Origin of the sequence: Prosthecobacter sp. SYSU 5D2, assembly GCF_039655865.1 — a bacterium.
Classification (GTDB): domain Bacteria; phylum Verrucomicrobiota; class Verrucomicrobiia; order Verrucomicrobiales; family Verrucomicrobiaceae; genus Prosthecobacter.
In genome coordinates this window covers 193,383-220,355 of sequence record NZ_JBBYXL010000011.1, presented here as the reverse complement: position 1 = coordinate 220,355, position 26,973 = coordinate 193,383, and the positions used below count along the sequence as shown (strand labels likewise).

Below are 26,973 nucleotides of genomic sequence, written 5' to 3'. Positions count from 1 at the left end.
CCAGCATTGGCTAATAGCAGCCAGGCGGCGTTCGAATGCACTGCGTCTCTCTGTGACATTTCGCGTTTCAAGGAGCCGGACTTGTCAAGTCCGCCGCTACACTTTCATGCCGTCCCGACACCCCCACCTCACATTCGCCGAAATTTCATTCCAGCGGCTTCGTTTCAGTGGGCCATCCAGTGCATTTTATGATCCGCTCCCTGCCTTTCCTCCTGCTTGTTCTCGGCCTCAGCGCTCCTTTGCGGGCGGATGAGGCGGCTGATGTGCTTCAGCAATCCGGCGTAAAGGGCGGCATTGTCGTCCATGTGGGCTGCGGGGACGGGAAGCTGACGGCGGCACTGCGGGCCAATGAGCGCTATCAGGTCCAGGGACTGACCCAGGACGCGGCGGCGGTGGACAAGATCCGGGAGGGCATCCATGCCGCCGGTCAGTATGGCCAGGTGGCCATTGAGGCCTGGGACGGCAAGCACCTGCCTTACATTGAGAACTTTGTGAACCTGCTGGTGGTGGAGGACGGGGCGGTGACGAAGGAGGAAATGGACCGTGTTTTGACTCCCCTGGGCGTGGCGCTGGTGAAGAAGGGCGGCCAGTGGGAGAAGACAGTGAAACCCTGGCCGAAGGGCATGGATGAATGGACGCACTACGCCTATGACTCCAAGGGCAACACCACCTCCAAGGACATGCTGGTGGGCCCGCCCACGCGCATGCAGTGGGTGGGGAATCCGCGCTGGAGCCGTCACCACGATCGCATGAGCTCAGTGAGCGCCAAGGTTTCCTCCGGCGGGCGCATTTTTTACATCATGGATGAAGGCAGCCGCATCTCCATCCTCATGCCGGCGAAGTTCATGCTCATCGCGCGGGATGCTTTTAATGGCACGGTGCTTTGGAAAAAACCCATCCCGCAGTGGAGCACACACCTGTGGCCGCTGAAGTCCGGCCCCACGCAGCTGACCCGCCGCCTCGTCTCTGTGGGGGACAAGGTGTATGTGACCCTGGGCATCGCCGCGCCGGTGTCCTGCCTGGATGCGGCAACGGGTGAGGTGATCCGCGAGTATCCGGAGACGGCTGGCACAGAGGAGATCATCGTCAACAACGGCACGCTCTATGCCCTGGCCAATCAGGAGCCCTGGCGGCTGAATGAGGAATTTGCCGTCAAGGCGCAGAGCGACCAGAAGCGCGTGGAGACGGAGTTCAACTGGGATGGCAAGCCGCGCAATCTCTTCGCCATCGAGGCGGAGACGGGCAAGACCCTTTGGAAAACGGAAGACCGCATCGCCCCGGTGACGCTGTGCCTGGATGACAAACGCATCGTTTATTACAACGGCGACGGCCTGGCCTGTCTGGATGCAAAGACGGGCAAGACGCTGTTTGCCGATACACCGGCGGAGCGTCGCAAGCTGTATGAGTTTAACTTTGCCCCCCGGGTGCTCCTGCACAATGACGTCATCCTTTACGCCGGCGGCGATGGCAGCATGAAGGGCGTGAATGCGGATACGGGCAAGGACATGTGGACCGCCAGCCATGAGAAAAGCGGCTACCGCAGCCTGGAGGACCTCATCGTGGCCCAGGGCCTGGTGTGGAATGCAGGCACCCTCAGCGGCAACCAGAGCGGCGAATACACCGGGCGCGATCCGCTGACGGGCGAGGTGAAGAAACAATTCTATCCCGATGTGCCGGAGGGCACCTACTGGTTCCATCACCGCTGCTACCAAGCCAAGGCCACGGAGAAGTTCCTGATGCCCTCCCGCACCGGCATTGAGTATGTGGACATGGAGAAGGAGCACTGGGATCTCAACCACTGGGTGCGCGGAGCCTGCCTGTATGGGGTGATGCCCGCCAACGGCCTGACCTATGCCGGGCCGCACAATTGCGCCTGCTATCCTGAGGCGAAGCTGGACGGCATGGCCGTGATGGCCTCTGAGCCGCGTTACCCCATGCCCCCGGCCACGCCGGATGCGCAGCGCCTAACCAAAGGTGCTGCTTATGCTGAAACGGTGGAGGAGGTGGACGCCACAAATCTGGACTGGCCCACCTATCGTGCTGACAATGCCCGCAGCGGTTCGTCCAGCCAGGATTTGAAAAAGGATCTCGGCATGGCCTGGGAGGTGAAACTGACGCCGCCGCTGAGCACCACCTCCAGCGCCGCCGGGCTGACCTATGTGGCAGAGGTGGACAGGCACACGCTGCATGCCTTTGATTCCGCCATGGGCAAAGAAGCCTGGCACTACATCGCCGGCGGCCGCATTGACTCGCCGCCCTCGTATTGGAAAGGCCGCGTGTATTTTGGCGGCAAAGATGGTTATGTCTATTGTCTGCGCGCCAAAGACGGCGCTTTGCTGTGGAAGTTTCAGGGCGCGGTGAGCCGCCTGTCACACGCCGCGTGGGAGCAGATGGAAAGCGTGTGGCCCATCCACGGAAGCGTGCTGGTGGAAAACGGCCTGGTCAGTTTTGTGGCCGGGCGCTCCTGCTTCCTGGACAGCGGCCTGTGGTTCTACCGCCTGGATGCGAAGACGGGGGAGATCAAAGTCAAAGAACACTACGATGACCGCGATCCCGAAACCGGCGGTGACCTGAACGACCGGCACAAGACCCTGCAAATGCCGGTGGCCTCCAATGACATTCTGAGCAGCGACGGCAAGTGGACGTACCTGCGCACGCAGAAGATCGGCACGGATGGCAAGCGCGTGGAGATCGGCCCCGTGAGCGGCGACTTTGACAAACAGGGCGGCGCGCACAAAGGCGAGGGCCAGCATCTCTTTGCCCCCATGGGCTTCCTGGACGATTCCAACTTCCACCGCAGCTACTGGGTCTATGGAAAGAGCTTTGCCGGCGGTCACGGCGGGTACTTTCAGGCGGGCAAATTTGCCCCTGCCGGGCGCATCCTGGTACACGATGACAAGAACGTCTATTCCTATGGCCGCGAGGCCCAGTATTACAAATGGACCACGACAATGGAGCACACCCTGTTCTCCACGCCCAAAGCGCCGCCGGAGGAGGCCTACGACACGGAAACCGCCACCACCGAGCGTAAAGGTAACTCCGTGGTGCTGGGCCCGGATGGCCAGCCTCTAGCCAAGCAGCCGGAGCCTCTGGCAAAGGCCAAAAAAGGCACCAAGGGCGATGGCAAAGGCAAGGGGAAGAAAGGCGCGGCCAAAGGAACCGCCGTAGCCAAGGGCCAGCCCATTCCCGGCAGTGTGCTGTTTCCCGATGCGGACCTGCTGGATCCCACCAAGACCGCCCTCAGCATTGAGGCCTGGATCCTGCCGGACAAGGACAGCGGCACAGTGCTGCATCATGGCGGCCCGCTTCAGGGCGTGGTGCTGGACATCCGGGAAAAGAAACCCCAGTTTCATGTCCGCAGCAGCGGCAAGGTCAGCAGCATTGTTTCTCCGGAGATCCTGACAGAAGGCTGGCACCACATCGCCGCCACGCTGGCGGAGGACAAAAGCATGAGCCTGTATCTGGATGGCAAGCTGGTCTCCCAGGGCAGCGCGCCGGACCTGGTGGCCTCACGTCCTAAAAACCCCTTGTTGTTAGGCAATGGCAAAGGCGCGGCGGAGGGCGATGCAGGTCCCTACAGCGGCCTGCTGGACCAGGTGGCCCTGTATCGGAAAGCGCTCAGCGCAGGTGAAGTGGAGGCCCGCTTTGCCGCGCCGGACACACGCCCGGCGGATGCCGTGCTGGCCATCAACTTTGACAATGGCGACTCCCGCGACAGCTCCGGCAATGACCTTCACGGTGTCGGTGCCGGGGTGGAAACGGGCAAGGGAAAGGTCGGCGCCGCATTGTGGTTCAAAGGCGCGGCGGGCGGGGCCAAGGCCGGCAGCTACGTCAAGCACACCTGGGACCGCTTTGTCCCCATCGTGGCCCGCAGCATGGCCCTGGCTGGCAAGACCCTCTTCGTCAGCGGCCCGCCGGATACGATTGATGAAGAGTACGCCTTCGAGCGCCTGGCCGCCCGCGACCCGGAGATCCTGAAGGAACTCGCCGAGCAGGACGCCGCCCTCAATGGCGAGCGCGGAGCCAAGATGTGGGCCGTGAACGTGGAGACCGGAGAGCAGAGCGCCGGCCTGGAGATCACCAGCCCGCCCGTGTGGGACGGCATCACCGTAGCCAGCGGCCGCGTGTACGTCAGCACCGTGGACGGCCGTTTGCAGTGCTTTGGCAAGGATTGATGGCCTAACAATCAAAGCGACTCCGGCAGCTCCTTGAGAAGCTTCAGCCCTTCCACATCATCAAAGTGCCCGTCCGGGGAGATCAGCGTGAGCCGGGCGCGCATGGCGCAGGCGGCGATGGTGATGTCCGTCACCGGCGGCCACTTGCCCTTGCGCCCGAGATCCCAGCCGATTTGGCTCACGTGCCGCCACAGGCGCGGGTCCGTGGGGACCTCTGGGATGATGTCGAAGAACTGTTCCATTTGCTCATACCGCTTGGGTTCCTTGGTCCCGCGCAAGACCTCCGCGCGGACCACCCCACAACTGTAGAGACTGCCCGCACGAAGGTAGGGGCCAAGGACATGACGAGGGTCTTTACCGGCTCTCATCAGCCCAATGTAAACGGCGGAATCAAGGAGGATTTCCATGGCTTATTTCGATTTGGCCCGGGGTTTCTTTTGATATTTAACCGGCACGGAGCTGTTCCGGATGGCGATGATGTCATAGTCAGGATCCACGGCATTCCGGGCTTCCTCGGGTGACCAGGGGTTTTCCATGATGTGGTTGATGGTGGCGATTCTGACAGCCTCATTCAATGCCCAGTCCACGGCTTCTTTCATGGTGCTGATGCCGGTCATCCTCATGATACTGCCCAATTTTTCCTCGTCTATTTCGATGGTTGTTTTCATATGGCCATAAATACGGGCATATGACCCATACGACAACTTTTATTTTACATTTCTTCCACTCTTTCGGTTATTCCGGCAGCAGCACCTCAGGGATCACGACAGGCTGGCTCTGGCCGATGCGGCCGCTGTAGAGATCAATCGTGCGGCGCGCCAGGATGTCCACAATGGCGGGTTGTAGGGTGCGCGCGGCGACGTTGGAGACGGCCACACCGGCCCACACCATGGGGGATTTGTATTTCACCACCTGCCACACGGGCAGCAGGCGGCGGTACCAGCGGCCCGCCGTCTGCATCGCCTCATGGTTGGCGATCTTGTGGGTCATCTCCCAGGTCTTCAGCGCGGTGCTGGCGCTCACATCCACCAGCCGGCCGATGGAGCGCGTCTGCAGGAAATCCGAGATGTCCATGGCACCCAGATGCACCGCGCGGGTGAACTGGCTGAGGCCCGGCGCCAGCAGCGGGTCCGGATGCTGCGGATGGTAGATGCGGGCGATCTCCCGCACCAGGCGCGGCACCTCATCCACCAGCGGCGGCAGCCACTCCGGGTTCACCTTTTTCTGCCAGCGCAGCCGGTTCTTGCAGGCCTCCACCGCCTTGCGCGCCTCGATGTCCTTCGGCGATTCGGCCGTGTTTAAATAGTCCGCCACCTCCGCGCGCACCGCCTTCACATCCGTGATGAACCGGAAGGCCATCCACAGCAGCCAGGTGGCCGTGCCGCAGATGAAACCCGCCAGGAAGGTGAGAAAATAGGTCATGGTGGGGCAGGGGAGGAGAGCAGGAGATGGACCGGGCGAGCAGGCCGGACAGAGACTTTGGAAACCTGCTGTCCAGTGTTCGTTGAGGCGTGGCCCAGCGGCCCCCCGCGCCTACATTTCCAGAAAGTTTTTCAGCAGCTTTTTGCCCTCTTGCGTCAGGATGGATTCGGGGTGGAACTGGACGCCGTGGATGGGCAGCTCCTTATGCTTCAACCCCATGATCTCGCTCTCGTCATCCCCGGCCACGGCGGTGATCTCCAGGCAGTCTGGCAGCGTGTCCCGCTTGACTAACAAAGAATGATACCGCGTGGCGGTGAAGGGCTGCGGCAGATCCTTGAAGACGGACTGGCCCGTGTGTTTGATGACGGAGGTTTTTCCGTGCATCAGCCGCCCGGCCCGCACCACCTCCCCGCCGAAGACATGGCCGATGCTCTGGTGCCCCAGGCACACGCCCAGGACCGGCGTGCTCTGCCCAAAGGTGCGGATGACATCACAGCTGATGCCCGCCTCCTTCGGCGTGCAGGGGCCGGGGGAAACACAGATGTGGTCCGGTTTCATCTTCGCGATCTCCTCCAGGGTGATCTGGTCATTGCGATGAATCTCCATCTGCGCCCCCATCTCGCCAAAGTACTGGACGAGGTTGTAGGTGAAGGAGTCGTAATTGTCGATGATCAAAAGCATGGCTGCCCGGACCATCCGCGCCCGGCCCAGAAATGCAAGCTGCGGCCACCGTCAGATCCTGCAAAGTCGGACGCGGCGCAGCGCGTCCCTACCATTCTTTGTCAGATCATGCCGTTTTCGCGGAAGCTGAAGTACGGCTGGCCCCGGTGCTCCCCCGGCAGGCCGATGATGACATGGTCCACAAAGTTCAGCCCCAGGATCTCCGCCCCCTCTTTCAGCCGCCGGGTCAGCGTCTTGTCCGCCGCGCTCGGACTCGGGTCCCCGGACGGATGATTGTGCACCAGGGCAAAGCCGAATGCCTTATGCACCACCGCCACCTGCAGGATGTCCCGCGGGTGCGCCACGGATTCATTCACCGTGCCGCGAAACAGCTCCTCATCCCGCTGCAAATGCAGGCGCGTATTCACCAGCAGCACCCGCACGGATTCATGCGCCAGGCACTGCATTTCTGCCGCCAGGTATTTATAAATCAGCTCCGGCGCATTCATCGGCACCTCCCGCGCCCACTCCCGCTCCGCCCGCTTGCCGATCTCAAACGCCGCCGCCAGGTGCGCCGCCTTCGCCGGGCCCAGTGCTCGGCTGGAGGCCAGCTCCGCCGGGCTTGTGCGGGAGAGCTGCCGCAGCGTGCCCACCTCCCGCAGCAGCCGTTGCGCCACCTGGATGGCATTCTCCCCCTTCACCCCTGTATTGATAAAGATGGCCAGCAGTTCCGCATCCGTCAGCACGCCCGGCCCCAGCCGCAGCAGGCGCTCACGTGGGCGGTCATCCTCAGGTAGATCATGAATGCGATGGCTCATTCCCACTTAAAAAGACGGATGCCCGCCCCCTGAAAAGTAAAAAATGCATGAGACTGCCCCTTTTCTGCCGTTAAAGCTGCGCCTGCCCTGCCGCTCCGAATGCTGAAAACCCTTCATGCCCTGCTGATCCTCCCTGTGCTCATCGTGCTCGGGGTGCAGGAGATCCTGCCCGGCACACTGGCCCTCGCGACTGGCAGCAGCAGCCCTTTCGATCTGGACATCTTCGGCCAGGAGCTGACCTCCGGCTTCCGCCACATCCTGCCGGACGGCATGGACCACATGGCCTTCATCCTCGGCCTCTTTTTCCTCTCCCGCACCCTTCCCGTCCTGCTCGTCCAGACCACCCTCTTCACCCTGGCCCATTCCCTCATGCTCGGCCTCGTCATTTTCACCGGCCTGCAGGTGCCCAGCCGCTGGGTGGAAATTGGCGTCGGCCTCAGCATCGCCCTCCTCGCCCTGGAGGGGCTTTATGCCGGCCGTCTGGAGCGCTGGCGGCCGCTGATGATCCTGATTTTCGGCAGCATCCACGGCCTCGCCTTTGCCCACAGCCTAGCCCAGGCAGAAAACATCCGCCGCAGCCCTCTGGCCGCCCTGTTTGGCTTCAATATCGGCGTGGAGCTCGGCCAGCTGGTCCTCATCGCCGGGCTGGTCATCGTTTTCAGCCCCTGGTGGCAGAAGGCCTGGTACCGTGCCCGTATCAGCCTGCCCGCCCTCACCCTCATCGCCCTCTCTGGCCTGCACTGGGCCTGGACCCGCTGGTGATAAGTCGCCCACATCACCAAAAGCGCGCCCGGCTGGATTCGAACCAGCGACCATCGGATTAGAAATCCGGTGCTCTAATCCACTGAGCTACGGGCGCTTTTTCTTGGTTTGGAATGGCCTACGTTTGTTCCACAAGTTTTGCAACTTACTTTTCGAGGTGCGGGCGATGGAAGGCGCTTCTTGATTTCTGGCAGGACACGCGCCTGGCCGATGCGGGCGGCGGAAGCTGGATGAGCCCGCTGATGGGGGAGGAAGTGCAAGCCGCCCCCGGCCTGCTGAACGGCTTTGCTCTGACCCTATTCAATATTACTGGATAAGCACCCCGGGAGGCCTGCTGCGCCTCCCGGGATTGCATCTACCCCAGCCTCACTTGCTGTTCTCAGCAAACTGCGCATCGAAGATGATCTTCGAGGGCGGGAAGTCGAGCTTCTTGACGTAGGCGGCGGATTCGGTGGCGCCGAATTCGCGGTCCATGGCGCCGTCTTCCCACTCGACGCTCAGCGGGCCGCCGTATTCGATGTCGTTCAGCGCGCGGATGATCTTTTCAAAGTTGATGTTACCACGGCCCACGGACTTGAAGTCCCAGTAGCGGCTCGGTTTGTGGAAGTCCACATGACCGCCAAAGACGCCGGCGTCCACGCCCAGGTTCCAGGCCACGTCCTTCATGTGCACGTGATAGATGCGGTCGCTGAATTTGTACAGGAACTTCACATAGTCCACGCCCTGGTAGCCGAAGTGGCTCGGGTCATAATTGAAGCCAAAGGCGGGATGGTAATCCACGGCCTGGAGGGCACGCTCGGCACTGGCGATGTCGAAGGCGATCTCAGTCGGGTGGACTTCGAGGGCGAAGCGCACGCCGAGTTTCTGAAACTCGTCAAAGATGGGGATCCAGCGTTTGGCGAAGTCGGCATAGCCGGCGTCAATCTGGCCGGGCAGGTTCGGCGGGAAGGAATACACCAAGTGCCAGATGGAGCTGCCGGTAAAGCCGTTCACCACGCTCACGCCGAAGCGCTTGGCGGCGTGGGCGGTTTTGATGATCTCCTCGGCAGCACGCTGGCGCACGCCTTCAGGATCGCCGTCGCCATAGATGTGGGCGGGCAGGATCTGGGCGTGGCGGGGGTCAATGTTGTCACACACTGCCTGGCCGACGAGGTGGGTGGAGATGGCATGGCACTGGAGGCCGGCTTCTTTCAATGCGGCGCGTTTGGCATCGCAGTAGGCCTGGTCGGCCTTGGCCACTTCAAAGTGGTCGCCCCAGCAGGCGAGCTCCACGCCGTCGTAACCAAAGGCCTTGGCCTTCTGCAGCATGGTGTCAAAGGAGAGGTCGGCCCACTGGCCGGTGAAGAGTGTGACGGGTCTGCCCATAGGAATTGTCAGGTTCGGTTTTCGTGGTTAGGAATCGGGGTCGGATCAACCGACGTGGGGCGATTGTCTTTAGCCAGGGGGGATTGGCAATCAAAATGTCACCCGCAGTCGCTTTCAGCATGTGCATTCCCGATAGTGCCCGGTGCGTAAATGGGCTTCCCAGCGGGCGTTCATATCGCATAACATGAAACCTACCATGAAGCGTCTCATCCTGGCGGTCGCCTTTCTTTCGTCCACCCTCCTTCCTCTCGCCACCCATGCGGCGGAGCCACTGCGCATTTTCATTCGCGGCGGAAAAAAATCCCATGCCCCCGGAGCGCATGAGCATGAGCAGTTTGTCAAAGACTGGGTGCCCCTGCTCAACGAGCGCGGGGCCAAGGCCAGCGGCGGACTGGAGTTTCCCACGAAGGAGCAGCTTGAGCAGACCGACGTGCTCATCCTGCATGCGCAGGAGGCGGGGAACATCAAAATTGGCGAGGAGCGCAAGAACCTGATGGCTTTCCTCAAGCGCGGCGGCGGACTCGTCGTCCTGCACGCGGCGGCGGTTTCAAGAGACCACGACTGGTTCAAGGGCATCATTGGCGGGTCCTGGCACTTTGGCCAGACGAAGTGGCTGGAGGCGCCCATGAGCCTGTATTTCACTGACCGCGACAACCCGATCACGCGGGAGATCTCCAACTTCGACCTGGATGATGAGATCTATTATGACATGGACATGCTGCCGGACGTGAAGATCCTGGCCGCCGCCTACACGCCGAAGGCGGCCGATACCGGCGGCAAGGGCAATAAAGAAGCCCAAGAACGCGCTGCCGAGGCCGTGGCGAAAAGGAAGGCGGTCAATATCTACGACATCCAGCCGCAGATGTGGACGTATGAAAAGGACGGCTACCGCGCCTTCACCAGCATTCCCGGCCACTGGTATAAAAACTTCAGCCATGTGGGCCTGCGCACCGCCATCCTGCGCGGCATCGCCTGGGCAGGAAAGCGTGAGAATGTGGACGAGCTCTGCAAGCCTGACGAACTCGGCGATGCTTTACGTTATGCCGAAGGCGGTGTGCCGCGTCCGCAGGAGATGCCCAAGCATCTGGAAATCCATCCCGAGTTTGAGCTGTCCCTGGTCGCTTCCGAGCCGCTGATCAACAAGCCGATGAACATTGACTGGGATGAAAAAGGCCGCCTCTGGGTGGTGGAGACGCCGGAGTATCCCAACGGTCTGCGCCAGGCCAATGTGGAGGCCTGGAAGGACTCGGGCTCCGTGGAGCCCGGCCAGTATGAGCGTGAGCCGCTGGACCGTGTGTCCATTCTTGAGGATACCGATGGCGACGGCGTGATGGACAAGAAGACCGTCTTTGCGGACAAGATCGAGCTGGCCACCAGCAGTGTGTTTTATAAAAACGGCGTCATCGTCTGCGCCGCGCCGGACATCTGGTACTTTGAGGATACCGACGGCGATGACAAGGCGGACAAGCGCACCAAAATCTATACCAACCTGGGCACGCGGGATACCCATGCCGTCATCAACAACATGCGCTGGGGCCTGGATGGCTGGGTGTACGCCACTCATGGTTATTCCAGCACGGAGAATGTGACCACGGGCGATGGCAGCCAAGGCTTCGGAGCCATAGGCGCAGGCGTCGTCCGCTTCAAGCCGGACGGCAGCGCCTTTGAGCAGTATGCCTCACGCGGCGGCAATACCTGGGGCTTGGACATCACCACGGATGGCCAGGTTTTTTACACCCAGCCGACCAGTGGCAACCATTTCATCCATGTCGTGCTGCCGGAGTATGTGCTGGCCAAGGGCAAGCTGCCGGGTGTTATCGGTACGAATGGCATGCTGCCGCGCGAGCCTACCTTTCCCGCCATGCAGTGGGAGCAGCAGGCCTATGTGCAGATTGACCAGGTGGGCAGCTATACGGCCGCCGCCGGATGCGCCATCTATGAAGGCGGCACCTGGCCGGCCAAGTATAACTACAGTTACTTCACCACCGAGCCGACGCTGAACATCGTCAGTCACTTCATGGTGGAGCCGGATGGCGTCACGTATAAGGCCAAGCGCGAAGCGGGCCGCGAGCAGACCGAATTCATCCGCAGCACCAACCTCTGGTTCCGCCCCATTGAAAATCGAGTGGGCCCGGATGGTGCGCTGTATGTCGTGGACTTCTGCAACCAAGCCATCATTCACAACGACACCCGCGGCCCCACGCATGGACCCGCCAATGCTGCCGTCCGCCCAGACCGCGACCATTATTATGGCCGCATCTGGAAGGTGAACCACAAGCAGGCAAAGAAGGTTTCCACTTCTGCAACGGCCAGCGCCAAAGTGTCTCAGGGCAGCGCAGCCCAAAAGGCTTATGAGGCCTCGCTGGAGTCCGTTAAATCTAACGAAGGGCGCAACAAAATCCTCGGTCTTTATGCCGCTGCCAAAGATGACTGGACGCGCTCCGCTCTCATCGCCGCCTGCGCTGGCGAGCCGCTTTCTTGCATCCAGGCCGCACTGGCGAGCAACGCCCCGGCCAACCTGGAATCCTTTGTCGGCAGCCTCTTGCCTTTGGCCTTGCCCGCCCATGCGAGCACACTCATCGCTGCCTGCGCATCGGCTGATTCCAAAGCGGACCTTCTCAAAAACACCCTCCTGCGCGGCATCGCCCAGCAGGTGAATGAAGCGCCGGAGTTCACGCCAGAGCTGACGGCCTCCTTGAAAAAACTGCTCGCTCAGCCATCCCTCGCTGCGGCAACTTTGCCGCTGATCACCAAGTGGGACAAAGCGGGTGCGCTGGCCGCTGAAGTGAAAGCCCAGCTCGCCACGCTGAATGCCACCTTGGCCGATGCCTCCGCTCCCGTCGAAGCCCGCATCAATGCCGCCAATGCCCTGGTGGCCGTGGGCGGGGATCTCAGTGGTTCTGTCGTCCCGGTTTTAGCCGGTGCTGACTCCCCGGAAGCCCTGCAATCCGCCATCATCGCCGCGATGGATGAAAGTGGGCAGGTGGGCGACCTCGTGCCCGCCATGAGCCGCCTAAAGGCAGGCCTGCAGAACAAAGCCTTCGAGGCGGTGTTGAAGCGGCCTGAGGCGGTGCGGACTCTTTTGGAGGCCGTGAAGGCGGGCAGCATTGACCGCGCGATTTTCGCCCCAGGCGATGTCGCCCGCTTGCGCTCGCACCCCAATAAGGGCATTGCCAGCGAGGCTAACCAATTGTTTAAAATCAACAACGCGGCCAAGGATGCCATCATTGCCAAGCTCACGCCCGAGGTGGAAAAGCCGGGCAATGCGGCCAATGGCAAGATGCTCTTCGGCGCGGCCTGCGCAGTCTGCCACAAATTCGGCGACATGGGCGCACCGGTCGGCCCGCCGCTGGATGGCATGGGTGCGCACGGTCCTGCGGAACTGCTCATCCACATCGTGGATCCGAACCGCGAGGTGGACCCCAGCTTCTGGGCCTTCAACATCATCACGAAAAAGGGCGAGGCGCTGCAAGGCGTCGTCACCAGTGAGAACAGCGCCACCGTCACCCTCGCCACCCAGGTGGGCGTGAGGGAGATCGCCAAGGTGGACATTGAGCGGAAAGAAAATACCCGCCGCAGCCTCATGCCCGAAGGCCTGGACGCCCTCGGTCCGGATGCCATGCGCGATTTGCTTGCCTACATTTGCGGCGATGCGATGAAGGAGTTTCGCATCCTCAGTCTGAGCCAGGCTTACACGGCGGACAGCCGGGGCGGGGTCTTCGCCGGCACGGGTCCGCGCCAGGGCCAGGTGCGCCTCTCCAAATCTGGCGATGTGAAGATCCAGAACGTGCCGTTTTACCTCCAGGACGCGGCCAAAAGCGCCACGGGCATGAACCTCATCGTGCTGAAAGGCGGTCCGTCAGGCACTTACAGTTCCAAGCTTCCGGCACGGGTGGAGATCCCGGTGAATGTGGAAGCCAAACGCCTGCAACTGCTTAGCGGCATCTCCGGCTGGGGATGGCCTGCGGTGAAGGAAGAAGTGCCCGTGCTCAAGGCGACCGTGCTTTATGCAGGTGGTGAAAAGGAGGAGTTCATTCTCCGCAACGGCATCCATTTTTCCGACTACATCCGCAAGGTGGAGGTGCCCGGTTCCTCGTATGTGAGCGGCCTCACCGACGGCCAGCAGATGCGCCTCATCTCCCTGGACCTGACGAAAAAGGCGGTGGCCGAAAAGCTGATCCTGGAAAGCCCTGAAGGCAATCCGACCGCGCCCGTCATTGTGGCCGTCACGGCGGACATTACCGGCAAGGGACCCGTTCCAGGCAGTACCGATGTTTCCACCCGGCCCGAGCCTGAGAAAGGCCCTGCTCCTGCGGAGGCTCCTAAAAAAGGTCCCGGCAAGGGCAAGGGAAAAGGCAAGGGCATGGCTGCGAAAGGTCCGCTGCCGCTCACTGGCCCCAAAGAAGGCGGCCAGGGCGACCGCCCGCTCCTGCCCGCCAGTGACCCTCAATGGGAAGCTGGCAAGACCAAGGTCCTGGTCATTGGCGGTGGCAGCTCCCATGATTTCGCCACCTTCTTTGGCACCACGGATGTGGCCACTCTGAAGGCCGCCGGTTTCAGCGTCCACTACACCGAAGACCGCGACCAGGCCCCGCGTGAGCTGGCCAATGCCGACGTGGCCATCATCAGCGTGAACCGCAAATTTTTCGATACCGCCGCCTATCGCAAGGCGCTCATGGACTTCGCCGCCGCAGGGAAGGGGATCATCATGTACCATCCCGGCACCTGGTATGGCTACGCCAACTGGCCGGAGCTGAATGCGCAGATTGTCGGTGGTGGCGCACGCGGGCATGACAAGATCCACCCCTTTGAGGTGAAGACCGTCAAAGACCATCCCATCATGGAAGGCGTGCCGGCCAGCTTCACCGTCGAGGACGAGCTTTATTACGTGAACGCCGAGCCTGAAAACATCCCTCCCGGTACCGCCAAGATCGAGGTCCTGGCCGAGACCAGCCCTAGCGACAAGTATAACAAGCCGCACCCCAGCATCTGGATCACCCAACATCCCAAAGCCCGCATCGTCGGCATCGCCCTCGGTCACGATGAGCGTGTGCATGACATGCCCGCCTTTCAAAAGATCCTCATCAACGCCACCAAGTGGGCCTCCGGGAAATAGACCGGTGCGACTTTCATAGCATCTGTGAGACCGATGGCCTCTCGCGCAGTTGATGGTGCCTCCTGGAGAGAGAAGGTTTTTATCGTGCACTGCGTCCGGCAGGATGCTTTTGGTAAAAAGAGAAACCGGGTCTCGCGCTGCGCAAAAAACAGCCGCATTTGTGAAGTGCAGGAGGCCTCCGGGAACCGTATCCTAAGGTTATGAACCTTCCCCAAACCTTCTCCATCACCGGCATGTCCTGCGGCAAGTGCGTGGCGAAGATCACGGACAGACTGAAGGAGCATCCGGAGATTCAGGAAGCCAAGGTGACGCTGGATCCTCCTGAGGCGAAGATCGCCACGCGGACGGCACTCGATAATGAGACGTTGAACCAGTGGCTGGCTTCGGCGGGCGACTACCGGGTGGCAAAGAATGGAGCGAAGGCTGCAGCCGCTGACCTGCCTGCCAAGAATGCGCAGACGTACCGGCCGCTGGTGATCTTGCTGGGGTATCTGGTGGCGGTGATCGTGGCCAACGGGCTGGCACAAGGGCACCTGGATCTGGCGACGGTTATGCGGCTGTTCATGGGCGGATTTTTCATCGCCTTTTCATTTTTCAAGATGCTGGACCTGCGCGGTTTCGCGGATGCCTACCGGAGCTATGACCTGGTGGCGAAGGCGGTGCCGGTATATGGCTTTGCGTATCCCTTCATCGAGCTGGCGCTGGGCCTGGCCTACCTGGCAGACTGGCAGCCGGTGCTGGTGAATGCGGTGACGGCGGTGGTGATGGGCGTGAGCCTGATCGGCGTGCTGAAAGCGGTGCTGTCCAAACAGGCCATCCGCTGTGCCTGCCTGGGCACGGTCTTCAACCTGCCCATGTCCACCGTGACGATCATTGAGGATGCCTTGATGGTGGCCATGGCGGTGACGGCCCTGGTGCTGCCGCATGGGGGATGAATGTTGAAGGACGGGCAAAGGAACGGAGCCGCATCCCTCTTGCCAGGGGCGTTTTGAAGGCGGTTAAATTCTGACAAGTTGCGTTTCCATGCGGAAAAACCTTGCCGCCGGGCAGGAAACCTCCAAGCTGGAGCTATCGCGACAGGGCGGTCACCGAATTTTCTCCCCTATATGAACTGGTATTTTACCCAAAATGGCGGTGCCCAACAGGGCCCGGTTTCGCAAGACGAACTGACCGCGAAACTCGCGAGTGGTGAATTGCGGCAAAATGATCTGGTGTGGCGCGAGGGGATGGCCGAGTGGGTGGCTGCATCATCCGTCCCTGAATTGCGTCAGGCTGCCGGAGGATCACCCATGCCGCAGACTCCGGTGTTTTCCAACCCGTATCAAACACCCCAGGCTGCTGGCGGGTTGACAGGGGAGATGGTGCCTAACTATTTGTGGCAGTCCATTGTGGTGACGCTGATCTGCTGCCTGCCATTTGGAATCCCGGCCATCATTTATGCCTCAAAGGTGGACGGGTTGATGGCCCGTGGAGATTTCGCCGGTGCCCGTGAGGCGTCCAAGTCTGCCAAAATGTGGTGCTGGGTGTCCTTTGGTGTCTTCATGGCTTTGTTTGGGATTTATATTTTGATGGTGATCCTTGGGGTGGCAGCAGGTTTGACCAGCGCTGCGGCTGAGGGTGGTGCCGGCTTCTGATTCCGGCCATGCACTGGCACCGGCTGGCACTCCTGATGGCCGTCCTGGTCATGCTGGGCTGGGGGGCGTGGCTGCTGCGCACGGAGGGGCCTGGTGGGGTGCCCTTCCTGCACGGCTGCCAGGTCCGGCGCTGGACGGGCCTATGCTGCCCTGGCTGCGGGATGACCCGGGCGGCCTCTGCCGCGCTGAACGGACAGTTCCTGGAGGCACTGCGGCTGAACCCGCTGGGCATGATCCTGCTGCCACTGGCACTGGTAGGATTGCTGCCGGAAATGACGGCGTGGGTGTCCAAAAAACCGATGGCCTGGAGGCTGCGGCCAGGGCTTAAGACGACCCGGCTCATCGTGGTGGCAATCCTTGTTTTCACGATATTGCGGAATCTGCCCGGTTGGCCGCTGGCTTAGGTTGTAGATTTCGCCACCACAGGCTGAGATTGACAATTGGGCCTAACCATGGCATACAGAGAAATGATTCGAGTCGCCCGCTCCCTATTTAACGCCATGCCAGGCATGAACTTGGCAGGCGCGGGGCCTGTGGAAGGATGAGCTGACTCAAAAGGAATCTGACTCTTGCCACCACTGCTCCGATGACCCTGGGGCGGTGGTTTTTTGTCCTGCTGCCGTCCCCTTTCTCCAACCTTTTTGCAGCAGCGTTTATGCACTCTCTTGTTTCATCCCCTTCTTCTTCAAACTCACCCCCGGAGGGCTGGCCCAGCTTTGGCCAGGAATGCCGGGCCACGCTGAAACTGTCGGTGCCGCTAGTGTCCGGGCAGCTTAGCCAGATGCTCATGGGCGTGGCGGATACGGTCATGATCGGCAGTGTGGGCGTGGTGGCGCTGGGGGCCTCCACGTTTGCGAATACTTTGTTAGCCGTGCCGTATGTGCTGGGCATCGGGCTGCTGAGCTCGGTCTCCGTCCGGGTGTCGCAGGCTCACGGGGCACAGGCTCCGGAGGATGCACGGCAGGCCGTCCGGCATGGGACCTGGCTGGCGCTGGGCCTGGGGCTGCTGGTGCTGCTGAGTACGGCGGCGCTGATCCCGCTGCTGCCATACTTTCAGCAACCGGCGGAGGTGGTGGAGCAAGCGCCGGTTTACTTGCTGACCTGCGCAGTTTCCCTGATCCCCGCGCTGATGACCATGGTGTGGAAGAACCATGCCGATGCGCTGAACCGGCCCTGGCCGGCTTTTTGGCTGATCCTGGGCAGCGTGCTGCTGAACGTGCTGCTGAACTGGCTGTGGATCTATGGCAAAGCAGGCTTTCCGGCCATGGGTCTCGAAGGGGCGGGGTATGCCACGCTGACGGCGCGCACGGTGGGAGCAATCGCGCTTTTTGTCTGGCTGAACCGCAGCCCGACGGTGCGGGAATGGAGCCCGGTGCGCTGGTTGGCGCGCACGCAGCAGCAGGGGTTCGCCTCTCTGCTGAAGATCGGCGGTCCGGCGAGCTTTCACCTGCTGGCGGAGGTGACGGCTTTTGTGACGGCATCATTGATGATCGGCTCCCTGGGAGTGGTGGCGCTGGCGGCGCATCAGGTGGCGCTGACGTGCATCGGCACGGCCTTCATGGTGCCGCTGGGCGTGGCCATGGCTACGACGGTGCGCGTGGGGGAGATCGTGGGTGCGCAACAGCGGGAGCGACTGCACCGTGTGCTGGTGGGGAGCTGGCTGTTTGCCGTGCTTTTCATGTCGGTTTCGATGACGGTGTTTTTCATCTTTGGGCAGCCGCTCGCTGCGCTGTTTGTGGGTGATGCCGATGTCGTCAAGGCAGCGGCGGCACTGCTGCTGGTGGGCAGCCTTTTCCAGCTCTTCGACGGCCTGCAAGTGGTGTCCGCAGCGGCACTGCGAGGGGTTGATGATGTCAAGGTGCCGGCCTGGATCGCCGTGCTCGCTTACTGGGCCATCTCCCTGCCCCTGGGCTGGATGCTGGCCATCCGGATGGACTGGGGCGCGACCGGCGTCTGGGCCGCCCTGGCCGTGGGCCTGGCGATCGCGGCGGTGATGCTGATGTGGCGGGCTTGGCGGTTGCTGGGGGTGGGAAAAATTCCCTTATCAGCGCAATGAAATATCCGGCTTGCCAGCAAATTCAATCATCGGTCCAAACTTCCTCAAACAACAAGCCGGTGAAACCATGTTTATCGTAACAGTGTTTGAATTCATTGTCTGGAACAGCCATCCCTTCATAGCAGTATATGTCTTGATGTGGACGGCTTTCGATTCTGAACAGGCACCCGATATAGCGCATATCACAGATTTTGGAGGGATCATCTGAGGGCGGTAAAACATCGCGAGGATGAATCACGCGAAAAGCATTTCCTCCCGCTTGTACTGACAGTAACTCAAGATCATTCTCGGTAATCACGTAATACATCTCCATGCAGTGTACCCAAGCTTGTTCCGAGATCGCAAAAGCATTGCTACCGACTCGATAAAACTGCTTCCACTCCTTGACCTCTGAAACCTTCCCTTGGAATGACTTATCAGGGGAAAGATGGATGACCGATTCACCCAGCAGTTGTTCTGCGACCGATCCATCCAGGATCAACTCAGGGGCCAATGGATCAGGCAGGACTTTATAGATTGTAGCCATAGATCAAAGCAGCCATTCGGAGTATTACTCCCCCGCCATGGACTTCGGATCCAGGGCGTCTCGTAGCGCATCGCCGATGAGATTCAGGGCGAGGAGGGTGGCGCTGAAGAAGAGGCCGGGGCCGATGAGCAGCCAGGGGTAGGTTTCCATGTTGTCGGCGCCTTCGCGGATGAGGACACCCCAGCTGGCATTCGGGGGCTGGATTCCGAGGCCGAGGAAGCTGAGGGTGGCCTCCAGCAGCATGACGCCGGGGACGGTGAGGCTGGCGTAAATGATGACGGGGCCCATGACATTGGGCAGCATGTGCTTATACAGGATGTGCCAGAAACCGGCCCCGCTGGCTCGGGCGGCGAGGACGAATTCCAGGTTCTTTAAAGCCATCACCTGGCCGCGTACAACGCGCGACATGGTGAGCCATTCTACCGCACCAATAGCGACAAAGATGAGCCACAGCTCCCGCCCGAAGATCACCACCAGGATGATGACAAAGGTGATGAAGGGAAAGGCATACAGGATATCCACCAGGCGCATCATGAGAGCATCCACACGGCGGCCGGTGAGCCCGGCGATAAGGCCGTAACCGACACCAATGACGGAGGCGACGGCGGTAGCCAGGATGCCGACGAGGAGGGAGATGCGCCCGCCGACGAGGATGCGCGTGGCCAGGTCACGCCCCAGGGGATCCGTGCCGAGCCAGTGGGCGGCGGAGGGCGCGGTGGCCTGGAGCTCCAGGTCCTGATCGTTCTGACCATAGGGGGAAAAAAGCGGGCCGAGGAGGCAGAGGGCGATGAGGGCCACCAGTGAAAGCATGGCGGCGACGGTGATGCGGCTGCGGGTGAGCCGACGCCAGGCGCGCTGGCCGGGGGATTCGGAGGTGACTGTGCTCATCCTTTAAAACCGATGCGGGGGTTGATGAGCGCCTGGAGGAAGTCCACCAGGAGATTGAAGCCGATGATGAGGACGGCGTAAAAGGCGGCCGTGGCCATGGCGAGAACGAAGTCCCGGTTTACCGCTGCACCGACGAAGTGCTGGCCGAGGCCGGGGAGCTGAAAGACGGTCTCGATGACGATGGAGCCGGTCATCAGGCCGGCAGCGGTGGGGCCGAGGTAATTCAGCACGGGCAGACAGGCGAGCTTGAAGGAATGGCGGAAGACGATGGCCATTTCCGAAGCGCCTTTGGCCCGGGCGGTGCGGATGAAATCCTGCGCCAAAGTTTCCCGCAGACCGCCTCGGGTGAGCCGGGCGATGTAGGCGCTGTAAATAATGCCTAACGTCAAGGATGGCAAGATCCAGTCATCCCAGTCATACCAGCCGGAAGCATTGAACCAGCGCAGTTTTAAACCAAGCACCAGGGCGATCACCGGCCCCAGGACCATGCTGGGCGTACAGATGCCCAGGGTGGCGATGAACATGCACGCCCGGTCATCAAAGGTATGGGCACGGACAGCGGCCAGCGCCCCCATGGGAATGCCGACGCCAATGGCGATGGCCAGCGCCGCCAAGGCAACGGTGGCGGAGACAGGAAAGGCCTGGATGATGATCTCATCCACGCCACGTCCGGGATTCTTGGAGGAAGCGGGGAAATCAAAGGTCGCAAAGCTGACGAGATGCCGCCAGAACTGCACATACACCGGCTTGTCCAGACCAAGCACAACGGCCTGCTGCTGGCGGATATGCTCGGGGATGTTCCGCTCGCTCTGCATCGGCGATCCAGGGGCGCTCTTCAGCAGCACGAAGGTGATGCAGAGCACGCCCAGGATGACGATAAAGCCCTGCAAGAGGCGGCTGAAGAGGAAGCGGAGCATGGGGGAGATTCAACAGGGAAGCAGACGCAGCATCAATGCCAAATCACCCTCAGGCCAGCAGCTTCTCCAGCGCTTCCCCGGAAGTGACAGGGGCCTGGCAAGTGTAGTTTTGGCAGACGTAGGCGGCGGGTTTTCCATTCACGGGCTGCATGGCGGCAAGGGCTTCGTTTTTGCTGCCCAGCCATGCCTGGCCTGCGCCGCCATCGGCGTGCAGAAGCACGGCGTGAGGCAGCAGGCGGTGATGGACGATGGCGGCGAGCGCCTGGAATTCGGGCGAGGACTTGTCCCCGGCGAGGACGATCTGCTGCTTGCCGCGCTCCAGGAAATCCGCCGCCATGACGAGGACGGGGACGGCGGCGGGGCTTTCCTGAAGTGTCTTGCCAAAGAGGGTGATGATCTTTGCGGCCTCGTCCGCATAGGCTTTGTGGTCGAGCATGGCGGCGAGGCGGGCGAGATTGAGCGCGGCGAGGGAATTCGGCGAGGGCTCGGCACCGTCGTAGTCCTCTTTGATGCGCAGGACGGAATGGGCCATGTCGGTGTGGACGCTGTAGTAGCCGCCGTTTTTCTTGTCGAGAAAGAGGCTGTCCATTTCTTCCTGAAGGGCGGCGGCCCATTGCAGCCACTTCGCATCGAATTCGGCCTGATAGAGATCCAGCAGGCCGTGAATGAGGCTGGCGTAATCGGCGGCGAAACCTTTGGGGCCGCGCTCGCCGGCGCGCCAGCTCCGGTGCAGGCCTTTGCCGGGGGTGGCGCAGAGTTCGTCATGGAGAAACTGCGCGGCCTCGGCGGCGAGTTTGAGGAAGCTGGCTTCTCCTAAGGCGGCCCCGGCACGGGCCAGGCCGGAGATGAGGAGGCCGTTCCAGGCGGTGATGATCTTGTCATCCAGATGCGGGCGGATGCGCTTGGCGCGGGCTTCGAAAAGCAGCTTCAAACCCCGGGCCTGGATGTCCAAGATCTCCTCCGGAGTCTTCTTGAAGAACTCGGCGGTTTTCTTGATGGAAAAAGCGCGGAAGAGGGTGTTCAGGCCGGTCAGCTCGTTGTGCGGATCGCTCTCCGGGCGGGCATTGCCATCGCGACGGGCACCGAAGGAGTAGCGGAAAATGCTTCCCTCTTCCTTGCCGAGAATCTCGTCAATCTCGCTGGCCTTCCAGACGTAAAACGCGCCTTCTTTTTTATGGTCGTCGCCTTCCTGGGCATAACTGTCGGCATCTTCAGCAGAGTAAAAGCCGCCTTTTTCATGGCGCATGTCCCTCACCACATAGGTGACAATGTCACGCGCCACATCCGCGAGAAAGGGGGACTGGGTGATGAGGTAGCCATCCGCATAGGCCCAGAGGAGCTGGCCCTGGTCATAGAGCATTTTTTCATAGTGCGGGATGTGCCAGTAACCATCCACAGAATAGCGGTGCATGCCGCCGCCCACGTGGTCCCACATGCCGCCATTGGCCATGGCGCGCAGGGTTTTCACGGACATCTCAGCGGCCCAGTCGGCCTCGCTTTTGCGGGCCTCATCCTTCTGCCAGGCGAGGTGGATGCGCAGGAGGAGGCTGATGGGGCTGGAGCGGGGGAATTTGGGCGCGCTGCTGAAGCCAGCCTCGTGGTAATCGTAGCTGCTGGAGAGGTCGTCATAGGCCTTTTGCACCAGGGCATCGGTCTCCACCGGGGTGTCGGCGTTTTCGCCGTCCAGGTATTCCTGGAGTTTGGAAATGGAACGGTCAGAGCTGGCCAGGACTTTTTCGCGGTCCTCCATCCAGGCTTTTTGCAGCTCGATGAGCAGGTTTTTAAAACCGATGCGGCCCTGGGCGTTTTCCGGCGGAAAATAGGTGCCGCCGAAGAATGGCTTCAGGTCCGGCGTGAGGAAGACGGACATGGGCCAGCCACCGCCGCCGCTGGCGGCCTGGACATACGTCATGTAAGTGAGGTCCACGTCCGGACGCTCCTCGCGGTCCACCTTCACGGGAATGAAGTGCTCATTGATGTATGCGGCGATTTCCTCGTTTTCAAAAGATTCCCGCTCCATGACGTGGCACCAGTGGCAGGTGGAGTAGCCACTGGAGAGGAAGATGGGCTTGTCCTCAGCCTTGGCCCTGGCGATGGCCTCGTCCCCCCAGGGCAGCCAGTTGACGGGATTGTGCGCGTGCTGGAGGAGGTACGGCGACTTTTCGCGGATGAGGGCGTTGGTGTGTTTGGGGGTTGGGTCGCTCATGATATGTATGAAACGTGGCGATGAGGGCCGGGGTTGCAAGCGGAGGACCGCTTGGTGGTTGCGTTTGGGGCGGCATGTGCTTGTATCCAGCTCCGAAAAACCAAGCCATGTCTGCGCATCCCCATCCAACTTCTGAAGAATCCGGCTCCATCTGGAAAATCATCAATGTCATCCTGGCCGTTGTTATCGCCGGTTTCACCCTGTTCTGGGCGGTGACACTGCTGATCGGCAGCAAGGCTGAGACCTCCGGCTGGAACGATGTGGAGGAGGTGGCCGAAGCTGCCCCAGCCGCCACGACTGAGGCAGCGGCGGCTCCTGCTGCTGCGGCTCCCGTGGCGGGCACAGATCCCGCCCCGGCTCCTGCGCCCGCTGCGGATGCGGCCCCTGCGGTCACGGCTGCCGGAACGACGCCTGCCCCCGCCGCTGCTGAAATTACCATCAAAGTGGATGTGGCCAACCCGCTGGCCTATGACCTCAAAGAATTCTCCGTGAAAGCCGGCCAGGCCGTGAAGCTGACCTTTAACAACGTCCATCCCGCCGTACCCCAGATGCACAACCTGGTGATCGGCGTTCCCGGCTCCAAGGACAAGCTGCTGGCCCTGGCCATGCAGATGGCCACCTCCCCGGATGGCATGGCGAAAGGCTACGTGCCTGAATCCCCGGACATCCTTTACCACACCAAGCTGCTGCAGCCCAACCAGAGCGAGACGCTCGAATTCACCGCCCCTGCCGTGGGCGAGTATCCCTACATCTGCACCTTTCCCGGTCACGGCGTGATCATGAACGGCGTGATGCGGGTGGAGTAATCGTGCCCTTTCAATGACAAAAAAGCCCGGGTGATGAGCCCGGGCTTTTTTATTTCGTTTTTCCTCCTCATCATGATCAACGGCCAGGAGAAAGGGTATCAGGAATGTCTCCCCTGGCCTGTCTGTCCCCCACCTTGAAGTAGCCTAGAGGTTTCCCCTGGAGGGAACGGAATTCCCAAACCACCCCTGGACGCGACTTTCGCTCTTGGGTCTTGGCCGGATGGAGGCGGCCAAAGGGCTTAGCCTCCCCAGCCGGTGAAATCCAAAACATGTCCACCGGCTCCTCCCGATGATTGACGAAAGTGATACTCAAAGGGTTGCCGTCAGGCTGGGAGGGCGGAGAAGGGTCAGCCCCCGCCGGATACCAAGGGAGTGCAGGCAGTGAGGCAAGCGGAACGGCCGGAACGGGGACAGCCTTCGCAGGTGCGTGGCTGCGAAGCTCCGTGGCCCGCCTCAGATGCTCTTCTTTGGGCGTGCTGTGGAGGAGATTTATTTTTTCGTAGGGGTCGTCAGCTGTGTGATAAAGTTCTTCATCACCGTTTTCATAATGGATGTATCTCCAATGAGCCTGGCTCACGGAATAGCTTTCAGGATGGCTTAGTTGCGTGATAGCTGAGTGTGGCCAATCTCCCTGAGGGGCCTTCAACAGGGGAACCAAGCTGGGCACTTGCGCCTGCGGCAGAGAGGGAATCCCGCAAAGCTCGCTCAAGGTGCGGTAAAGACTGGTTAGGCTGACGGATTGATCACAGACAGACCCAGCTTTGGTGCCGCCTGGCAGGCCTGGGCAACCGGGAGGCACGTGAATGATGAGGGGTACACGGGTACATAGCCTCCATGCTGTGAATTTTTGCCAGTGCTCTTTCTCCCCCAGGTGCCAGCCATGGTCACTCCAGAGGACGACGATGGTATTTTCCCGCGCCGGGCTTTTCTCCAGCGCATCCAGGACACGTCCGACCATAGCATCGGCATAATAAATAGACGCCAGATAAGCCTGGATAGCCTGTTTCCACTGCCCTTCCTTTTGAATATGCTCAAAGTAACGATTCCGTGCGACCTGTCGTCCGGCAGTCGGCACATCCTCCAGGTCGTTTGCCTCATAACCGGGACCGGTCTGGATGGAGTTTAAAGGAAATGGCTCATAGTACTTCCGGGGGACAAACCAAGGCTCATGAGGCCTGTAGATGCCGCAGGCAAGGAAGGAGGGTTTGTCGTGTTTGCGTTGGAGTTGCTCGCCGATCCAGCGGCTCACCAGCCAGTCTCCACCATATTCTTCATCGCTCAAATCCAGGGCAGCCCAGTCGGTTTCCACGTACTGCCACGCACCTGCGACTGGCAGGCTGACAGGGCGCTTTGAAGGAACGTAAGTACGGGGAAAGGGATAGTCTTTGGTCTTTTCAGGGAAGTAATCGTCCCAAGAGGAGGGATCAATGATGTAGTGCAGCAGCTTGCCTGAACCTGCAGACCAGTAACCGTGATCAGAAAAATGACGAGGCAGCAGGACCTTGTCCGGGAGTACATCCCGCAATTTTTGGGAGTTGTTATAAATGCCTGATTGGTGAGGAGGAATACCGGTGAAGACAGCCGCCCGCGAGGGGTTGCAAGATGGGGCAGCACAGTGCGCGTTCGTAAAGAGCATGCCGCTTTGCGCCAAGCGGTCCATGTTCGGTGTCCGGGCCTGGGGATGACCACCGAGGAAACCTGTCCAATCATTCAGGTCATCCAGAACAATAAAAAGCACGTTGGGCTTCTGCTCCGCCAGCCCCTGGGACGGTGTGAGGACCGCCATCAAAACGAAGACGGCGTGATGAAAAAGGTGACGGCACATGTTAGGACGCTCTTGGATTTGAGCGTGACCAATAATGAGGCGCGGCCCAAGTTCTGCCAACCCCAAATACGCTAACACGGTGAGCCGCCCTGGAGCAACCCACCGTGTGCAGTAAAGGAGAACCCAATCAGGCGAACAGCTTCGTCACCGGCTTGGCCTTCACCAGCTCGCGGGGCTGGTTGAGGTGGTTGTAAACGATGGTCTCAGGATCAATGCCGACGGCGTGGTAAATCGTGGCGAGAAGCTCCGTGGGGTGCACGGGGTCTTCGAGGGGTGACGAGCCGGTTTTGTCGGACTTGCCATGGATGTAACCGCGCTTGATGCCGGCACCGCCAATAACGGCGGTGTAGCAGTAAGGCCAGTGGTCGCGACCGTCGGCGCTGTTGCCGTTGCCGGAGGTGGAGACGCCTTTTTCCGGGCTGCGACCGAATTCGCCAAGGGCGACGACGAGGGTTTCATCCAGCAGGCCGCTGGAGTCCAGATCTTCAAAGAGGGCGCTGAGGCCCTGGTCCAGCATGGGGCCGCTCTGGTTCTTCATGCGCTGGGTCAGGCCGACGTGGTGATCCCAGGAATGGTTGTCCGAGTTGGCGACCTTGGGCCAGATGAGCTCCACCACGCGGGTGCCAGCCTCGATGAGACGGCGGGCGAGCATGCAGCTCTGGCCGAACGTGTTGCGGCCATAGCGGTCGCGCAGTTTCGGAGATTCACGGTCCAGGGCGAAGGCATCGCGGGCACGGCCGCTGGCGATGAGGTTCAGGGCCTGGTCATAGTAGCTATCGAGGCTCATGTCCTTCACAGCGGCCTCGATAGTGGGCATCTGGTCATTGATGGCATCGCGCAGTTTGGCACGGCGCTGGAGGCGGACACTGAAGAGGTCCGGGCGGAGCTGGAGATCTTCGATTTTAATGCGGTCCATCTTGCCCATGTCCAGGTCGTCGCCGTCCGGATAGAGGGTGTAGGGATCATAAGCCTTGCCCAGGAAACCGGCGGTACCGCCTTTGCCGACGACGTTGGATTCCTGCAGCGGGCGCGGCAGCATCACGAAAGGAAGCATGGGCTCATCCATGGGCTTCAGGCGGATGATGTTGCTGCCGAAGTTTGGGAAGTCCTTGGCGTTCGGTGGCTCAAGCTGGCCGGAGGGGCTGACCTTGTCCGTCGTGTAGCCGGTCATGATCTGGTAGATGGCAGCCGTGTGGTTGAACAATCCGTTAGGCGTGTAGCTCATCGAATTGATCATGGTGAACTTGTCGTTCACCTTGGCCAGTTGCGGCAGGATCTCGGTGAAATGATGGCCGGGAACTTTGGTGGGGATGGTCTTGAAGGCGGAGCGCACCTTGTCCGGCACGTTTTCCTTGGGATCCCAAAGGTCCAGGTGGCTGGGGCCGCCCTGGAGATAGATCATGAGGACGTGCTTGGCCTTGCCCCAGCCGACACGGCCGGCGGCGGGAGAATTGACGGAGGCGGCCTGCGCACGGAACATGCCGTTGAGCGTGAGGCCCATCATGGAGGCACCGCCCACACGCAGGATGTCGCGCCGGGTCATGCCCAGGTCTTTGTCACACAGGTCTTTGCCGAGGGCTCCAGGAATACGAAACATGGCGTGATGGGGATTGAAATTGAACAACTAAAGTTAACAGCCTGGCCTAACCAAGCCAAGAATAAAAATCAGGACACTGCGGATACGACACCCCTTCTCCATTCTTGCGAAAGTCAGAGACATCCTTGTCAGTCCGTAGGAAAGTCCATCACAGGGGTGGAATCGGCCATCGGTTGAACATCCGCTCCACCCCGGACATC

General features: G+C 60.9%; 20 protein-coding genes and 1 tRNA gene. 8 read left to right on the top strand and 13 right to left on the bottom strand.

The features are described 5' to 3' along the window. Positions 1-188: 188 nt before the first annotated feature. On the top strand, positions 189-4,175 hold the full coding sequence (locus tag WJU23_RS19160; protein ID WP_346334227.1) for a PQQ-binding-like beta-propeller repeat protein: 3,987 nt from the start codon (positions 189-191) through the stop codon (positions 4,173-4,175). 11 nt (positions 4,176-4,186) lie between these two features. Here WJU23_RS19160 and WJU23_RS19155 read toward each other — a convergent pair whose 3' ends face one another. The 5 genes from WJU23_RS19155 to radC form a co-directional block, all read right to left on the bottom strand. After that, the gene (locus WJU23_RS19155; protein ID WP_346334226.1) at positions 4,187-4,582 is read right to left on the bottom strand and encodes a PIN domain-containing protein; all 396 of its coding nucleotides are present in this window, start codon (positions 4,580-4,582) and stop codon (positions 4,187-4,189) included. Between the two features lie 3 nt (positions 4,583-4,585). Next, a complete protein-coding gene (locus WJU23_RS19150; RefSeq protein WP_346334225.1) occupies positions 4,586-4,843 on the bottom strand; it encodes a type II toxin-antitoxin system VapB family antitoxin in 258 nt (85 codons plus the stop codon). Between the two features lie 67 nt (positions 4,844-4,910). Beyond that, positions 4,911-5,597: a hypothetical protein gene (locus WJU23_RS19145; RefSeq protein WP_346334224.1), complete on the bottom strand. Its 687-nt coding sequence runs from the start codon at positions 5,595-5,597 to the stop codon at positions 4,911-4,913. A gap of 111 nt (positions 5,598-5,708) precedes the next feature. Continuing rightward, a complete protein-coding gene (locus tag WJU23_RS19140; protein ID WP_346334223.1) occupies positions 5,709-6,278 on the bottom strand; it encodes an aminodeoxychorismate/anthranilate synthase component II in 570 nt (189 codons plus the stop codon). A 101-nt stretch (positions 6,279-6,379) separates the two neighbouring features. Continuing rightward, positions 6,380-7,075, bottom strand: coding sequence for a DNA repair protein RadC (gene radC, locus WJU23_RS19135; RefSeq protein ID WP_346334222.1), 696 nt, complete (start codon positions 7,073-7,075; stop codon positions 6,380-6,382). A 99-nt stretch (positions 7,076-7,174) separates the two neighbouring features. Between radC and WJU23_RS19130 the strand changes: the two genes are divergently transcribed. Then, positions 7,175-7,837, top strand: coding sequence for a HupE/UreJ family protein (locus WJU23_RS19130; protein ID WP_346334221.1), 663 nt, complete (start codon positions 7,175-7,177; stop codon positions 7,835-7,837). Positions 7,838-7,860: 23 nt separating this feature from the next. Here WJU23_RS19130 and WJU23_RS19125 read toward each other — a convergent pair. Next, positions 7,861-7,934, bottom strand: a tRNA-Arg gene (locus WJU23_RS19125). 269 nt (positions 7,935-8,203) lie between these two features. Beyond that, entirely contained in the window at positions 8,204-9,202 is a 999-nt protein-coding gene (locus tag WJU23_RS19120) for a sugar phosphate isomerase/epimerase (protein ID WP_346334220.1), read from the bottom strand. Positions 9,203-9,398: 196 nt separating this feature from the next. Between WJU23_RS19120 and WJU23_RS19115 the strand changes: the two genes are divergently transcribed. From WJU23_RS19115 to WJU23_RS19095, 5 genes are all read left to right on the top strand, one after another. Further along, positions 9,399-14,318 carry a PVC-type heme-binding CxxCH protein gene (locus WJU23_RS19115; protein ID WP_346334219.1) on the top strand — a complete coding sequence of 1,640 codons (4,920 nt, stop codon included), beginning with the start codon at positions 9,399-9,401 and terminating at the stop codon, positions 14,316-14,318. Positions 14,319-14,518: 200 nt separating this feature from the next. Then, positions 14,519-15,253, top strand: coding sequence for a MauE/DoxX family redox-associated membrane protein (locus WJU23_RS19110; RefSeq protein WP_346334218.1), 735 nt, complete (start codon positions 14,519-14,521; stop codon positions 15,251-15,253). A gap of 171 nt (positions 15,254-15,424) precedes the next feature. Continuing rightward, positions 15,425-15,952 carry a CD225/dispanin family protein gene (locus WJU23_RS19105; protein WP_346334217.1) on the top strand — a complete coding sequence of 176 codons (528 nt, stop codon included), beginning with the start codon at positions 15,425-15,427 and terminating at the stop codon, positions 15,950-15,952. Positions 15,953-15,960: 8 nt separating this feature from the next. Further along, complete coding sequence (locus WJU23_RS19100) at positions 15,961-16,356, top strand: DUF2752 domain-containing protein (RefSeq protein WP_346334216.1); 396 nt, start codon at positions 15,961-15,963, stop codon at positions 16,354-16,356. Between the two features lie 251 nt (positions 16,357-16,607). Beyond that, positions 16,608-18,008, top strand: a complete 1,401-nt coding sequence (locus WJU23_RS19095; RefSeq protein WP_346334215.1) for an MATE family efflux transporter — start codon at positions 16,608-16,610, stop codon at positions 18,006-18,008. A 22-nt stretch (positions 18,009-18,030) separates the two neighbouring features. On the opposite strand, the gene WJU23_RS19090 is transcribed toward WJU23_RS19095, so the two are convergent. From WJU23_RS19090 to WJU23_RS19075, 4 genes are read right to left on the bottom strand one after another with little or no spacing between them, the layout of a single operon-like run. After that, positions 18,031-18,534, bottom strand: coding sequence for a hypothetical protein (locus tag WJU23_RS19090; RefSeq protein WP_346334214.1), 504 nt, complete (start codon positions 18,532-18,534; stop codon positions 18,031-18,033). 24 nt (positions 18,535-18,558) lie between these two features. Next, on the bottom strand, positions 18,559-19,422 hold the full coding sequence (locus tag WJU23_RS19085) for an ABC transporter permease (RefSeq protein ID WP_346334213.1): 864 nt from the start codon (positions 19,420-19,422) through the stop codon (positions 18,559-18,561). Next, positions 19,419-20,339 (bottom strand): ABC transporter permease, encoded by a 921-nt coding sequence (locus WJU23_RS19080; RefSeq protein ID WP_346334212.1) that lies wholly within the window; start codon positions 20,337-20,339, stop codon positions 19,419-19,421. The genes WJU23_RS19085 and WJU23_RS19080 overlap by 4 nt, the downstream gene beginning before the upstream one ends. 49 nt (positions 20,340-20,388) lie before the next feature. After that, positions 20,389-22,545 carry a thioredoxin domain-containing protein gene (locus WJU23_RS19075; RefSeq protein WP_346334211.1) on the bottom strand — a complete coding sequence of 719 codons (2,157 nt, stop codon included), beginning with the start codon at positions 22,543-22,545 and terminating at the stop codon, positions 20,389-20,391. A 107-nt stretch (positions 22,546-22,652) separates the two neighbouring features. Here WJU23_RS19075 and WJU23_RS19070 point away from each other — a divergent pair, with 107 nt between their 5' ends. After that, on the top strand, positions 22,653-23,351 hold the full coding sequence (locus WJU23_RS19070) for a plastocyanin/azurin family copper-binding protein (protein ID WP_346334210.1): 699 nt from the start codon (positions 22,653-22,655) through the stop codon (positions 23,349-23,351). A 76-nt stretch (positions 23,352-23,427) separates the two neighbouring features. Here the strand turns inward: WJU23_RS19070 and WJU23_RS19065 are convergent, their stop codons facing one another. Together WJU23_RS19065 and WJU23_RS19060 are read right to left on the bottom strand one after the other, a co-directional pair. Further along, positions 23,428-25,176: a sulfatase-like hydrolase/transferase gene (locus WJU23_RS19065; protein ID WP_346334209.1), complete on the bottom strand. Its 1,749-nt coding sequence runs from the start codon at positions 25,174-25,176 to the stop codon at positions 23,428-23,430. 127 nt (positions 25,177-25,303) lie between these two features. After that, entirely contained in the window at positions 25,304-26,773 is a 1,470-nt protein-coding gene (locus tag WJU23_RS19060; protein WP_346334208.1) for a DUF1501 domain-containing protein, read from the bottom strand. Between the last annotated feature and the right edge of the window lie 200 nt (positions 26,774-26,973).